This is a genomic window from Ralstonia sp. OTU4908 (assembly GCF_038440115.1).
Taxonomy (GTDB): Bacteria; Pseudomonadota; Gammaproteobacteria; order Burkholderiales; family Burkholderiaceae; genus Ralstonia; species Ralstonia pickettii.
The window spans coordinates 40,535-54,782 of sequence record NZ_JASATD010000003.1 but is presented as its reverse complement, the minus strand read 5'-3'; the positions used below and the strand labels follow the sequence as shown (position 1 = coordinate 54,782).

Below are 14,248 nucleotides of genomic sequence, written 5' to 3'. Positions count from 1 at the left end.
GGGGAAAGAAAACGCCACCGCGTGATTTGCGGTGGCGTTTTCTTTTTGCTCATCGTGTGCTTACTTCCCCGGCACCAGATGCACGCGCGACTCGGTCGCGGCTTCCACCGCCTTGCGCGAATACAGCAGCGGGAAGTATTCGCCCTTGAGCCACAGCGGTGCCAGGTCGCGGTAGTGCGGGCTGTCGGGGTTGCCGGACTGGCCGGGGAGGTTGACGGCGCGGGAGTTGTCCCAGTTGCCGACGTCCACCACCGTGCGGAACGACGGGCCGTTGGTCTGCAGGAAATCGCTCGCGCGATACGTGGATTGATTCGGCGTGTAGGGGCTACCACCTTCGGGCGTGGGGCCGACGTTGAGCTTGGCGCGGGTGGCCTCGTCGACGATGGCGGCGAACGGATGGGCGTTCAGGTTGTGGTGCAGCTGGCCCCAGTTCCACCCTTGCGGATTCGGGCCCTGGCGCTTGACCATGTCGGTCCACGCATTCTTCAGGCTGTCGCGCAGCACGGCATCGCGTTTGGCGGCGGCTTGTTGCGGGTCTTCGCCGAATTTGCGTTCGCTGCCTTGCGGGTGCTCCAGCGTGTCGAGCATGACGTCGGTGTCGGGCGCGCCCATTGCCTCGGCGCTGGCTTTGGAGAGCACGGCATTCTTGAACGCGCGGCCCAGGTGGTGGGTGAACCAGACCTCATGCAGCGCGGCCTGCGGAGAATCCGCCAGCATGGTCGCGTTCCAACCCTTGAAGAGATTGAGCGCGGCTTGCGTGTCGGCGTCGTTGGACGACAGATACGCCAGCAGGGCCATCAGCCTGCGCGCCGGGATCGACACCATGTCGTTCTGCAGGCGTATCGAATCTTCGATCGACACTTTGTCGAGCCTGGCCAGCACTTCATCAATGCGAGCGTGGCGCGAGCCGTTGGTCCACTCAAAGCCGAGTTTGCGCTCGCGGTACGGGTAATCCGGCGGCAGGTTCATCTCGTTGGACGAGGTGAAGTAGCCTGATTTGGGGTTGTAGCTGCTGGGCAGTTGATCGCCGCGCCAGAAACCGGCCCATTCGTAGCGGCCGTCGCCGGGCACCGGCAGCAGGCCGTCCCAGTTCGGACGGATCGGGGCGAGGCCGCCCGGCACCCAGCCGATGTTGCCTTTCGTGTCGGCATAGACCTGGTTTTCGGTGGGGGCACCCCAGTTCATCATCGATTGCTTGAACTGCGCGAAGGTGCGTGCGCGCATGTAGCCGACCGAGCCGAAATACGGCGACATGCCCGGCGACAGCCACGCGGAGCGCACCGCATACGCCCGGTGCTTCTCGGCATCGACGTAGATGACGGGGCCGTGGCGCGTGAAGGTCAGGTCGACGGGGCGGGGTTCACCGCCGCGCACCTTCACGGTTTCGTGCAGGACGCTGAAGGGCTCCCAGCCGCCGTTGTAGCGGTATTCGCTGTTGTTGGCCGGATTCAGTTCGTAGACGTAGAGGTCTTCCTGGTCGATGTTGAAGATGGTCAGGCCGAACGCGACATGCCCGTTATGCCCGATCGACACGGCCGGCAGCGAGGGCTCGCCGGCGCCGATGATGTCGAGCGTGGGCGTGCTGACATGGGCGATGTAGCGCAGGCTGGGTGCCGAATACGCGCGGTGCGGATCGTTGGCCATCACGGCGCGGCCGGTGGTGGACTTGCCCGGTGCGATCACCCAGTTGTTGCTGCCCTCCATCGTCTCTTCGAGGTTGGCGGCCGCGGCCACGCGCGTGCTGTCGACGTCGACGCCCTTGAGCGATTCAGGCGTGAGGCGCACGCCTTGCGTGGCCAGCGTGAACACCTTCAGCAGGTCCTTCGGCAGGCACGGGTCCAGGCCTTCGGGCAACTGGGTTTGCCAGGCGGGCTGCAGGCCGAAGCGGATGGTGTCGTCGGCAAGGTTGGCCTTGCACGCCACGTTGGCCCGCGCGACTTCCGATTGCAGATTGCGCGTCAACCCGTGGCTGCGGATGCGCACCACGTCTTCGGGCGCCCAGTGCGCGGGTGCGTAGTTAAGCTTGCGGAACTCGAACGGCATCTGGTCTGGATGCTTTGCCAGCCAGTCGACATACGCGTTGATGCCGGCGACGAAGCGCGTGGCAATGCGCTGCGCGTCAGGGCTGTAGTGATTCCATTCGACCTGCATGTCACCGCGATAGAGGAACAGCCGCGTTGCGCGATCCTGTTCGACATAGGCGGGGCCGAACACTTCCGAAAGCTGCCCCAGGCCCCGGCGGCGCCAGAGGTCGATCTGGAACAGGCGGTCGCGCGCGGCATTGAAGCCTTGCGCGAAGAAGCCGTCGTCTTCGCTCTTGGCGTAGATGTGCGGCACGCCCCAGCGGTCGATCAGGATGTCGGCGGGCTTTGACAGGCCGGGTACGGCGATGGTCTGGGTGGCAGATGTGGGCGCGTCTTTGGCAACGGCCTGCGCGGAAAACCCGAGTGCAACCGCAGACAGCAGAATGGGAAGGGAACGGATGGGCATGGCGATGCAGTCTCCTCTCTGCGCCTGGAATGCCACCGCAGCCCAAACGGGGCAGGAGGTTTCCGGCGTTCTTATGGATACAGCAGGCAACCGCGAGCACGGTTGATTGGGAAGCGCAAGCTGGCCGATCGAGCGGGCGGGTGCTGGCTACTGCTAGGGGAGAGATGCCCACCGATCGGCACAGGCTGACGAGTGTGCGGACGCGCAATCGCCTGCGCCAATGATTTTTGTTCGGTCAACCATTCCGTTCAGGCATGGCTGCCCGTGCGTCATGCCAGCGTTTCAGGCCCCGTCTTGCGATGCACATTGGCGGCCAGCACGTGGCCCAGCTCGCCCGGGAAGATCGGCTTGGTGATGACAGATTGGTAACCGGCTTCCTTCGCCGCCTTCAGCCGGATCGGATCGGCAAATGCCGTCACGGCGATGGCGGGGAGGTCGGTCAAACCGCGTTCACGCACGGCCCGCACGAGCTGCATGCCGTCCATGCCGGGCATGGCAAGGTCGCTGACCAGCGCGTCGAAGGGATAGGCGTTGGCGGCCGCTTCTTCCAGCGCATCGAGCGCGGCTGCTCCGCTGAATACCGTGACCACCTCGGCACCGTAACGCTCCAACATCAGCGCGATGACGCCGAGCGATTCAGGGTTGTCATCCACCGCCAGCACGCGGATACCGTCCAACGTCGGCATGCCCGTCCCTGCCACCAGGCCCGGCGTGCGGTTCACTTGCTCGCCCGGCTGGGCGGCGTGCAGCGGCAACGACACCGCCATGGTGGTGCCACGGTCGGCGCCGCTGCTTGCGGCGGTAATGCGGCCGTGGTGCAGCTCGACGAGTTGCTTGGCAATCGCCAACCCCAGGCCGAGACCGCCGTGGCGGCGCGTGTTGGACAGGTCAGCCTGCTGGAAGCGGTCGAAGATATGCGGCAGGAAGGCCGGCTCGATGCCGATGCCGGTATCGCGCACGGTAGCGACCACGCCCTCGGGCGACGGGTGCACCGACAGCCGGATGTGTCCGCCTTCGGGGGTGAACTTGACGGCGTTGGCCAGCAGGTTCCAGAACACCTGCTTCAGGCGCCCGGCATCGCCTTGCAGCATCGGCACGGGCAGGAATTCGGTATCGATGGTGATGTTCTTCTGGCGCGCCATCGGCTCGATGGTCTCGCGCGCGCGTTCCAGCACGTCGGCCAGGTCCACGGGGCCAACCTCCAGCGGGATCTTGCCCGACAGGATGGCCGACATGTCGAGCAAATCGTCGATCAAATGGACCTGCGTGCGGGCGCTGCGCTCGATGGCTTCAATGCCGCGCTTGAACATCGCTTCGTCGTACGCGCGCATGTTCAGCAATTGAGCCCAGCCCAGTACCGCATTGAGCGGCGTGCGCAACTCGTGGCTGACGGTCGCCAGGAAGTCGTCTTTCAGGCGGCTGGCGCGCTCGGCCTCTTCGCGGGCGCGGGATTCGGCTTCGAGCAGCTGCGTGCGGCGGGCCTCGGCCTGGCGGCGCTCGCTGATGTCGATCACGGCGTTGGTCAGGCCGATGATTTCGCCGGTGTCATCGCGCAGCGGCATGACGACCACGTCGTAGACCACGCGCTGCGTATGGCGCCGCCGGAACGCGAACTCCACGCGCGTAGGCGTGCCGGTTGCGATGACGCGCTGGCCGGCTTCGGTCAGGCGCGACGCGGCGCGGCGGCCGAACACTTCGCGCACCGTCCGTCCCAGCAACTGCTCGGGCTGCAGGCCGAACACGGGGTTGTGCACCCACGTGAAGTGCATCGTGTTGTCGACGTCGTAGAGCGAAATGGGCGAGGCCTGCAGCGCGGCCAGCAGGCGTTGCTGCGACAGACGTTGCTGGGTTTCGGCCCGCGCGCGCCGTTCAGCTCCGGCGCGGGCACGACGCAACTGCTCGCACAAGGCGCAGATAAGCAGTGCGCCCACCCCAAACACCGTCATCTGGATCGGCGTGAGCGGCACAGCGGCAGGCCAGCTTTGCAGGGCGGACAGCGCCATGAACAGCCCCGCATAAGAGACGATGGCGAGCATGCCCGGCCAGAAGCCGCCGTACCACGCGGCAATCGTCACCACCGGAAACGCGAGATAAAACGGCAGATGGATACCCACCGCCGATTCGAGCAGTACGCGCCCGATCGTTCCGACCGCGGCCGCACCTATCGCGACCAGCCATGCCGAAGGACGGATGGCCGGCGCAGCGTTGAACCCGTTGGCACTGAACGGCCCTGGGTCTGCCAGCCGGGCGGGATCGGCAGCACGCGTATCCGACGGGTGGGACGAGGGGCGCGGAATGGACGTCACAGACGGGTGCAGCACCGGGCAGAGAGCAAAGCGGCCAAAGGTGACTCAGGATACGAATTGCTCGCCAGCGGTGCCATCGGGGTTTCGCTGACATGCTTGCAAGACAGCGCCGGATTCTTGCTCAGGCCAGTAGCGGCGCGGCTTGACGGGTTTATCCCCCTGACGAGGGGTGTCCGGCAGGTTCCGGGTGCGGATCGCGCATGCGGTCGCGCTGCGTCAGCGCGGGGAACAGCCGCATCCAGGCGGCCACCACCAACAGGGTGCCCAGGCCGCCAATCACCACCGAGGCCACCGGCCCAAGCAACCCGGCCAACATGCCCGATTCGAACTCGCCCAACTGGTTGGACGCGCCCACGAACACGAAATTGACGGCGCTCACGCGCCCACGCATGGCATCGGGCGTATCGAGCTGCACCAGCGAAGTGCGGATCACCACACTGATCATGTCGGACGCCCCCAGCAGCACCAGCGCCAGCATCGACAGCGGCAGCCAGCGCGACACCCCAAATACCAGCGTCGCCAGCCCGAACACCGCCACGGCGGCAAACATCACCCGGCCGACGTGCCGATCCAGCGGACGGTGCGCCAGGAAAAGCGCCATGCCCAGCGCCCCCACCGCCGGCGCCGAGCGCAGCAGCCCCAGCCCCCATGCGCCTGTGCCCAGGATGTCGCGCGCGTAGATCGGCAGCAGCGCCGTCGCGCCGCCCAGCAGTACCGCAAACAGGTCGAGCGAGATGGCGCCCAGCACCACCGGCCGCCCCTTGATGAACGCAATACCCGCGAACAGCGATTCGAGGCTGACCGGCGTGCTGACGGGCACCGCCCGCTCCATCCGTACCAGCGCCAGCAACATGTGCGCGAGTAAGAACAGCCCTGCCGCCGTGGCATACACCACCGGCGCGCCTGCCACGTAGAGAAAGCCGCCCAGCGCCGGCCCCAGAATGACACCGGTCTGCCCGGCCGAACTGGACAGCGCCACCGCCCGCGGCAATGCTTGCAGTGGCACCAGCGTCGGCAACAGCGCTTGCAGCGTCGGCGTCTCGAATGCGCGCATTGCGCCAATCACCACCACGCACAGGAAGATCGGCTGCACGTCGGCATGCCCATTCGCTGCCATGACGGCCAGCGCAAGCGCCACCAACGCCTCGATGGCCTGACACGCGCGCACGACGTACCGCCGGTCGTAGCGGTCCGCAATATGGCCGGAGGCCAGCACCAGCACCACCGACGGCAGAAACTGCGCCAGTCCGACCAGCCCCAGCACATAGGCGCTGCGCGTGAGGTCGTAGATCTGCCAGCCGACGGCCACACCGAACATCTGATACGCGAACGTGGTGGATAGCCTGGCAAACCAGAAGAGCCTGAACGCGGGATAGGAGAACGGCGCGTGCGACAGCGTTTGCGCAGATGCGGAAGAGGAAGCGGGGGGGAAACCGGCGTCGCCAGACACGTTGGATGTGCGCCGGAACCCGGCGATCAATGAAGGAGGCGGAAAGGAGGCGTGAAGCGTCCGTCATCGTAGCGGAAGTCGCCCCCTTGTAGCCGCCCGCGCGGGTACGCGGCTTGCGGAACTGCCGGCACATCATTACAGGAGATTTCATCATGGCCACGCATCGCACCCGGTCGAAGCCGTCGCAGGCCAAATCGGAGGCCAAGCCCAAGTCCCGCCGCTGGTCGCACCATGTGATGGAGACCAGCGATGCGCTGGACGTCGAACCGGACATCTTCAAGTCGCGCAGCCCCGCGCGGATTGCGGCGTCGCTCAAGACATCGGCCGAGCACAGCCGGCGGCGGAAGGGGACGGCATTCCAGTCGGCCATGTCAATGCTGACGTTCTATATCAATCGGGCGGGGCACAACCTCAGCGGCGGCCGTCGCCGGATTCTGGAACGTGCCAAGGTTGCTCTGCGAGCCGAATTTGGCCGCCCTGCGCAAAGCGCGGCCAAGGCCCGGCATTGATGGATGGGGCGACGCCGCTCAGATGCTCAGCATGACACTGAGCAGCTGGCGGGCGACCGCCTTGTAGTTGGCTTCGTCGCCCTGCGGCGAATAGGTGGAGAGCGTCTTGCCCCGGTATTTGACGGTGACGATGCCGTTGCGGGTCGAGTAGGTCGCCTCGATGCTTCGGCCGCCGCGTTCAATATTGAATGGGATGGTCTCGGCGAGCAGTCGGGCGGAATCGTGCGAGGCCGCCGGCGCGGGCGGCACGGCCGACGGCGGCGAGTATGAGGCGAGTGCTTGTTGTTCGGGGTGGCGCATGGCGCCTCCTCTTCGGGGGAAACGGATAGGCACTACAACGCAGGTTCCGTACCAGCCCCGTTGTGCGCGGACATGCCGAGCGGCCGCCCGAAAAGTGGCACATCAACGGCAGCGGGGCGCTCGCCATGCGCGCGGGTTTGACGTCGCGCGTCGGTCAGTTGACGAGATTTGTCAGATTTGTAAACGCAATTAACTGCCAGGAATTTTCGGCCCCGTGCAAATCCGGGCTATCAAGGTGGGGGGACAGGTGCCATTCTGGTAAGTGCCATGCCGCGCGCATCGAACCAAGCACATGCACACCGCGCCATGCAGGCACCCCTGCCGACGTTCCAACCATGCCAATAAGGAGGCAATATGGGTTCCCATACCTACAAGTTGATCGAGCTGGTCGGCTCTTCTCCCGAGTCCAGCGATGCGGCGGTGCGCAATGCCATCGCGCGGGCAAGCGAAACGCTCAACCATTTGGATTGGTTCGAAGTCCTGGAAACGCGTGGCCATCTCGTCGACGGCAAGATCGCGCATTGGCAGGTGACGCTCAAGGTCGGGATGCGGCTGGAGACGCTGGAAAGCGAAAAGCCTGCCGGCAAGAAGAAGGGCAAATAGCGGGTGAAGAAAAAGGCGGCCCGGATTGCTCCGGCCGCCTTTTTCACGAGGACTGCTTTGCAGCGTTATTGAGCCTGCGTGAAATCCAGCGCGTTGGTCAGGTCACCCATCGGCTTGTTGCCGTTCGAGACAAGCGCGGCGTCACGTTGCTTGATCCCCGGCAGCGTCGGCAGGTCGAAGCGGTGCGTGATCAGGCGCAGCACCGAAGCCGTGTCGTACTGGGTGTGATCAACGAAACCCTTCTTGGCGAACGGCGAGACGATGATCGCCGGGATACGCGTGCCCGGGCCCCAGCGGTCGGCCTTCGGCACCGTGGCGTGGTCGTAGAAGCCGCCGTTTTCGTCATACGTCACAACGATCACCATGTTCTTCCACTGCGGGCTCTTCTGCAGTTGGGCGATCACGTTGGCGATGTGCGCGTCGCCGTCGGCCACGTTGGCGTAGCCCGGGTGCTGGTTCAGGTTGCCTTGCGGCTTGTAGAACGTGACGGCGGGCAGCTTGCCTGCGGCTGCGTCCTGCAGGAAGGCAGCGTCGTAGTCGCGCAGGTGGGCCGCACGCTCGGCTGCGCCGGTGGCGGTGGCAGGGTCGAAGCGGCTGAAGTAGTTGAACGGCTGGTGGTGCGGCTGGAACTGGATCGAGCCGCTGTAGATCACGCTGCGCGTGGCGTTCGGAGCGTCGGCGATGGCCGCGTTCCAGGCGCCGGCGTACCAGGCCCAGTCCACGCCACGGGCGGTCAGCAGGTCACCGATGTTGGTGGTCGACTGCGTCGGCATCGTCGACGCCTTGGTCGGGTCAGCATAGGCTGCGTTGCCGCTGGCTACGGCGTTGCCCGACGGCTGGTACGGCGGCTGCATCGTGTTGACGGCGTACGAGTTGCCGTTGCTGTCGACCGGCGTCAGGCTGCCGTCCTTCGTGGGGTTGCCATCGTCGCCAGCGCCTGCGTATGAGGTCGGCGCACCGGCCATCACCGAGCTTGCCGCCGGGATGAGCGTCGGGCTGCCGTCTGCATTCGTCTTGACATTTGCGATGCTGCCCTTGGCCGGCGAGGTTGCGGCGTTCGGGTAGATCGGTGCGCATGCGCAGACCAGGTATTGGTGGTTCAGGAACGAACCGCCGAAGGCGCCCATGAAGAAGTTGTCCGCCAGCGTGTATTGCTTGGCGATGTTCCACATGGCCATCTTGCTGCCGTCGTAGTAGCCCATGGTCAGGCCACCGGCATCGGCAAAGGCGGCGAACTTGTCGTTCTTGCCGCCGTTGATCTGCATCTGGTTCTGATAGAAGCGGTGCCAGAGGTCACGCGTGATGACGTTCTGGCCGACCACCGTGCCCGTGCTGCCGAAGCCCGACGGGCTGTCGATCTGGAACATCTGGTTCGGCATGTTGGCGGTGGAAGCCTGCGTGATCTGCACGCTCTGGCCGGCGGCGGTCACGCCACCCCAGGTGGGCGGCAGCGTCGGCAGCACGGAGCCGTCGAAGTCTTTCTGCGCAACGGCAGTGCCCGTCGAGGTCGGGTTCACACCGGGGATGCCATTGGCGCCCGGGAACAGGCCGTACAGGTTGTCGAAACCGCGGTTTTCTGCGTAGATGACCACGATCGTTTTGACGTTGTTTGCCAGCGCCATGCGCTTGGTCACCCCGTCGTGCAGGCGCTTATCGATGTCGCCACCATTGGCAACGGCGTCAGCGATCAGATCGATGGCCTGGTCGATCTCAGCCTGCAGCGCAGTTTTGGTGTCAGCGTCGGTTTCCTTGTTGTGGTCTTCCAGCAGCTTGTCGATCGTCACGCCAAGGCGAGCGGCCAGTGCCGTCTTGGCAGCGTTGATGTCACCGCCGTTGCTGTCCATCAGCACCGCCAGTTCGGTCGAGATGGCGCTGACAACAGCATTGGCACCGGCCGGTGCGCGGAACACCAGCGGCTGCGTGATGGCCGTATGCGTGCCCTTGTCCGGGTCGTTGCGGAAAGCGTCCGTGCCGATTTCCACGGTGATGGCGCCCGTGCCCGACAGCGAGTACGCGCCATTGGCATCGGTATAGGTGCTGGCTTCACCCGAATCGCACTTGCCGTTGTTGTTGGCGTCGATACAAACTTTGGCATGCTCGAAGTAGCTGCCCGTCACCACGCCCGAGGTGGACGCGGAGGCACTGCTGTTCGAATCACTGCCACCACAGGCAGACATGCTGGCAGCAACCAACGCGGTCAGCGGCAAAAAACGAAGCGCTCGGCTCATGATTTCCCTGGATTGTTGTGTGGGGGGCGAAGGCGAGCCGGAGTCTGTGCTTCGTGTGTGACAAGTTGATGATGAGAACGCTGGCGTGGAGCTGATTTCGCCCCAGTTGAGCGTGATGACCATCATCAGGATGAGCATGGGGACCACCGATCGTTTGAAGACATTTGCCACCACGGGACCTCTCCAAGGGCTGACGTGACAGACGTTTGACGACATCGAAGTGTCATGGCCGCCATGCTAAGTTGCAAAGCTCCCAAAATCCCGCCTGCCGAAAATGTCCCGTGTACTGCCCGCTGCAACGTTTCGCGTGATCGCCGTATCGGCGCTTGCCGGCGTGGTCGTCGCGTTGAGCGGGTGCGGGCGGGGCGATCCCGCGGCCCATGCCGCGACCGTGGCGGCTTCGGCAGCAGCAGCGGTGGCGCCATCGACGGCGGCGGGCGCAAAGCCGGCAGCGGCCCCGGCCTACGAGAAAGCCTTCTACACCATGATGGCTACGCGCCGCCCGTCGGTGCCTGCAATGGCGGCGCTTGGCAAGGCGCTGTTCTTCGATCCTGCCCTGTCTGCCTCGGGCAAGCAGGCCTGCGCCAGCTGCCATAGCCCGACGCATGCCTACGGCCCTCCAAACGATCTGTCGGTGCAACTGGGCGGCACTGGCATGAACAAGACGGGCGTGCGTGCCGCACCGTCGCTGCGCTATCTGCAGAACGTGCCATCGTTTACCGAACATTTCTACGAGAACGACGGCAACGACTCGGAAGATCAGGGCCCGACGGGCGGCTACACCTGGGACGGCCGTGTATCGTCCACGCACGACCAGGCGCGCATCCCGCTGCTATCGGGGCACGAGATGGCCAATGGCACGCAGGCCACCGTCGTAGCCAAGCTGCGCAACGGCCGCCACGCGCAGACGTTCCGCCAGGTATTCGGCAACGACATCCTCGACAACGAAGACACCGCCTTCCGGGCCGCGTTGATGGCACTGGAGGTCTTCCAGGAAACGCCCTCCGAGTTCTATCCGTACGACAGCAAATACGACGCGTTCTTGCGCAAGCAGGTGAAGCTGTCGGCGCAAGAGATGCGCGGCCTGCAGGCGTTTGCCGATCCGGCCAAGGGCAATTGCGCGTCGTGCCATGTGAGCGCGATCAAGCAGGATGGGGCGTTCCCCGCTTTCACCGATTTCGGCCACATTGCCGTGGGCGTGCCACGCAATCGCGCGCTGGCCGCCAATGCGGATCCGAACTTCTTCGACCTGGGCCTGTGCGGCCCCGACCGGACCGATCTCAAAGACCGCACGGACTATTGCGGCCGCTTCCGCACGCCGTCGCTGCGCAACGTGGCGCTGCGCAAGACCTTCTTCCACAACGGCGCCATCCACTCGCTGGAAGACGCGGTGCGCTTCTACGCCCAGCGCGACACGCAGCCGCAGAAGTGGTACCCGCGCAAGGCTGACGGCACGGTCGACAAGTTCGACGATCTGCCGCCCCAGTACCGCGCCAACGTCAACATGGAGCCGCCGTTTGGCGGCAAGCCGGGCGACAAGCCTGTGCTGTCCGAGGCCGACGTGCGCGACATCGTTGCGTTTCTCAAGACGCTCACCGACGGCTATCGCCCCGTGCGGGCGATGCAATCCGGCGTCCAGGGCGGCAGCCGCGTCGCACAGCGCTGAGCCTCGCAATCCAAGCCCCGCGGCCCGGTTGTTGCAACACCTTGCGACGGATTCGCGCAAGGCCGTGCGTGCGCTGCGGTTATCATCGGCGGATCGTCTTTCTGCTGTCTCCTACTTCCCGCTATGACCTGGCTTGCTGACCCGTCCATCTGGATTGGCCTGTTTACCCTGGTGGTGCTCGAGATTGTTCTCGGCATCGACAACCTCGTTTTCATTGCCATCCTCGTCAACAAGCTGCCCCCGGCGCTGCGCGATCGCGCGCGGATGATCGGTCTGGGCCTGGCTTTGCTCATGCGCATGGTGCTGCTGGCTGCCATGTCGTGGCTGATTGGGCTGACCAAGCCGTTGCTCACGCTAGGGCCGGTCGATCTGTCGGGCCGATCGATCATCCTGCTGCTGGGCGGCTTCTTCCTGCTGTTCAAGGCCACGTCCGAACTGCACGAACGCCTGGACGGCCAGCCGCAAGACGAAAGCCATGGCAGCGGCCACGGCAAGTTCTGGAATGTCATCGTGCAGGTGGTGATTCTCGATGCGGTGTTCTCCATCGACTCCGTCATCACTGCCGTGGGCATGGTCAACGACCTGCCGGTGATGATGGCAGCCGTGGTGGTCGCCATGGGCGCCATGCTGTTTGCCTCGCGCCCGCTGACGGAGTTCGTCAACGCGCATCGCACGGTGGTGGTGCTGTGCCTGAGCTTCCTGCTGATGATCGGCTTCTCGCTGGTGGCCGAGGGCCTGGGCTTTCATATTCCGAAGGGCTATCTGTATGCGGCCATCGGTTTCTCGATCCTGATCGAGTTCTTCAACCAGATGGCCCAGCGCAATACTGTGCGCTACGAGCGCCGCCGCCCGCTGCGCGAGCGCACCGCCGATGCGGTGCTGAGCCTGCTGGGCGACCGCCGTGGCGCGCCGGCCGAGTCCGAATCGCACGAGGCTGCCTCGCACGATGCCGGCCAGTCCGTACCCGAGACCGTCTTTCGCCCCGAAGAGCGGAGCATGGTCAGCGGCGTGCTCGACCTGGCCGAGCGCTCGGTGCGCTCGATCATGACGCCGCGCCACGATATTTCGTGGGTGGATCTGGATGCCGATGCCGCCGTTACGCGCAAGTTGCTGCTGGCCGTGCCGCACAACCAGTTTCCGGTCTGCCGCGGCGGGCTGGATGACCTGGTGGGCGTTGCGCGCGCCAAAGACCTGATGGGCGATCTCGACACCCGTGGCTCCATCGACGTAGACCGCAGCGTGAAGCCTGCGCTCAAGGTGTCCGACAACATCGGCATCCTCCGCCTGATGGATCAGCTCAAGCGTGCGCGCGGGCGCATGCTGGTGGTGACCGATCCGCTGGATGTGGTGCAAGGCGTGGTGACGCCCATCGACGTGCTCGAAGCCATTGCCGGTGAGTTCCCCGATGAAGACGAACGCCCCGGCGTGGTGGAAGTCAGCGATGGCTGCTGGGAAGTGGCTGGCGAGGCCGACCTGCGCCAGCTCGAAGATGTCCTGCATGTCGACTGGCTGCTCGACGAAGGCGGCGGCGCCACGAGCCTTGGCGGCTACCTGTTCAACCAGTGGGACCGCCTGCCAGAGGTGGGCGATACGCTGGTGCGCCACGACTTGCGCTTCGTGATCCTGGAAGCGGGCAGCCGCCGCATCGTGCGCGTGCGCATCGAGCGCATGGAAGACGTGACGGCGCCCGAGGCGGAAGCCTAAGTCGTCGTTGTTGTGACCGGCCGTGGCGCACGCGCCAAACCGAGGCTGAGCACACCCGCCAGCACGCACGCAATGCCACCGACCTGGCGCGCGCTGACCGCCTCGCCGAGCAGCGTTGCTGCAAAAACCAACGCTGCCACAGGCGCCAGTGCGGTGAACAACGATGCCTCCGCACCGCTTACGCGTGCGGCCCCGGCGTACCAAAGCACAAAACCGCCGACCGTCGGCACGATGGCGTAATACGCCACCGCCATCAGCGCGTGCGTTGCCTGCGCCGATGCGTGCAACTGCCACGGCGCCTCCCACAGCCCGGGCAGCAGCGCCGTCAGGAAGCCGAATGCGCTCATCAATGCCGATAGCGCAAGCGGCGGCACCGGCGTGCGCAGTCGCTTGTTGAGCAGGATGAAGAGCCCCTCGCACACCACGGCGCCCATCACCATCAGATTGCCCAGCAGCGGATGTGCTGCATCGCCGCGTGGCTGCAGGGCGATGGCCAGCACGCCGGCGGTGGCAAGCGCGATCGCCCCCAGCACCGCGCGGCCGGGCCGTTCGCCCAGCAGCACGATGGCGATCAACGCCGACATGACCGGCAGCGTGCCGATGATGACGCCCGCATCCGCGGCCGACGTATGCTGCAGCCCCGAAATGAGCAGCGTCGTATAGCCCACGCTGCCTGCAGCCGCCTGCACAAAAAGCAGCGCCCAATCCGTGCGTGCGAGCGCAGGCCAGCGCGTGCGGGTCATGCGCATGATGAGCAGGAACAGCGGCAGCGCCATCGCAAAGCGCAACGCTGTCGCTGTAAATGGCGGCAGGCCCGCCGCGATGATCTTGCTGGCCGCCACGGTGCTGCCGACCAGCACCATCGCCAGGGCGAGGTAGAGATAACCTTCGAGTCGTTTGGACATAGCGCATCCCTGCGTGGGTGGAAGCCGCAGGATGGGCCTACGTGATGCGTGCGTCTTGAACGAAATTGCAGCGGGGGAGGGGGCGAC

Annotated in this window: 10 protein-coding genes; 4 read left to right on the top strand and 6 right to left on the bottom strand. The window is 65.3% G+C overall.

Annotation, left to right across the window (positions count from 1 at the left end):
• Positions 1-60: 60 nt before the first annotated feature.
• From AAHM38_RS03770 to AAHM38_RS03760, 3 genes are all read right to left on the bottom strand, one after another.
• Positions 61-2,490, bottom strand: a complete 2,430-nt coding sequence (locus AAHM38_RS03770; protein WP_116575203.1) for a penicillin acylase family protein — start codon at positions 2,488-2,490, stop codon at positions 61-63.
• Between the two features lie 269 nt (positions 2,491-2,759).
• Complete coding sequence (locus tag AAHM38_RS03765) at positions 2,760-4,796, bottom strand: hybrid sensor histidine kinase/response regulator (protein WP_371316213.1); 2,037 nt, start codon at positions 4,794-4,796, stop codon at positions 2,760-2,762.
• 151 nt (positions 4,797-4,947) lie between these two features.
• The gene (locus tag AAHM38_RS03760) at positions 4,948-6,246 is read right to left on the bottom strand and encodes an MFS transporter (RefSeq protein WP_116575327.1); all 1,299 of its coding nucleotides are present in this window, start codon (positions 6,244-6,246) and stop codon (positions 4,948-4,950) included.
• Between the two features lie 152 nt (positions 6,247-6,398).
• Between AAHM38_RS03760 and AAHM38_RS03755 the strand changes: the two genes are divergently transcribed.
• Positions 6,399-6,755, top strand: a complete 357-nt coding sequence (locus AAHM38_RS03755; RefSeq protein WP_116575201.1) for a DUF3175 domain-containing protein — start codon at positions 6,399-6,401, stop codon at positions 6,753-6,755.
• 18 nt (positions 6,756-6,773) lie between these two features.
• On the opposite strand, the gene AAHM38_RS03750 is transcribed toward AAHM38_RS03755, so the two are convergent.
• The gene (locus tag AAHM38_RS03750) at positions 6,774-7,055 is read right to left on the bottom strand and encodes a hypothetical protein (RefSeq protein WP_116575200.1); all 282 of its coding nucleotides are present in this window, start codon (positions 7,053-7,055) and stop codon (positions 6,774-6,776) included.
• A gap of 354 nt (positions 7,056-7,409) precedes the next feature.
• Here AAHM38_RS03750 and AAHM38_RS03745 point away from each other — a divergent pair, with 354 nt between their 5' ends.
• Complete coding sequence (locus AAHM38_RS03745; RefSeq protein WP_004627468.1) at positions 7,410-7,658, top strand: dodecin; 249 nt, start codon at positions 7,410-7,412, stop codon at positions 7,656-7,658.
• A 65-nt stretch (positions 7,659-7,723) separates the two neighbouring features.
• On the opposite strand, the gene acpA is transcribed toward AAHM38_RS03745, so the two are convergent.
• Positions 7,724-9,886 carry an acid phosphatase gene (gene acpA, locus AAHM38_RS03740; RefSeq protein WP_116575199.1) on the bottom strand — a complete coding sequence of 721 codons (2,163 nt, stop codon included), beginning with the start codon at positions 9,884-9,886 and terminating at the stop codon, positions 7,724-7,726.
• Positions 9,887-10,160: 274 nt separating this feature from the next.
• Between acpA and AAHM38_RS03735 the strand changes: the two genes are divergently transcribed.
• Positions 10,161-11,552, top strand: coding sequence for a cytochrome-c peroxidase (locus AAHM38_RS03735; protein WP_103519111.1), 1,392 nt, complete (start codon positions 10,161-10,163; stop codon positions 11,550-11,552).
• Positions 11,553-11,675: 123 nt separating this feature from the next.
• Positions 11,676-13,256 carry a TerC family protein gene (locus AAHM38_RS03730; RefSeq protein ID WP_103519110.1) on the top strand — a complete coding sequence of 527 codons (1,581 nt, stop codon included), beginning with the start codon at positions 11,676-11,678 and terminating at the stop codon, positions 13,254-13,256.
• Here AAHM38_RS03730 and AAHM38_RS03725 read toward each other — a convergent pair.
• Entirely contained in the window at positions 13,253-14,161 is a 909-nt protein-coding gene (locus AAHM38_RS03725; protein ID WP_103519109.1) for a DMT family transporter, read from the bottom strand. The two genes, AAHM38_RS03730 and AAHM38_RS03725, sit on opposite strands and share 4 nt — an antisense overlap.
• Positions 14,162-14,248 lie beyond the last annotated feature (87 nt).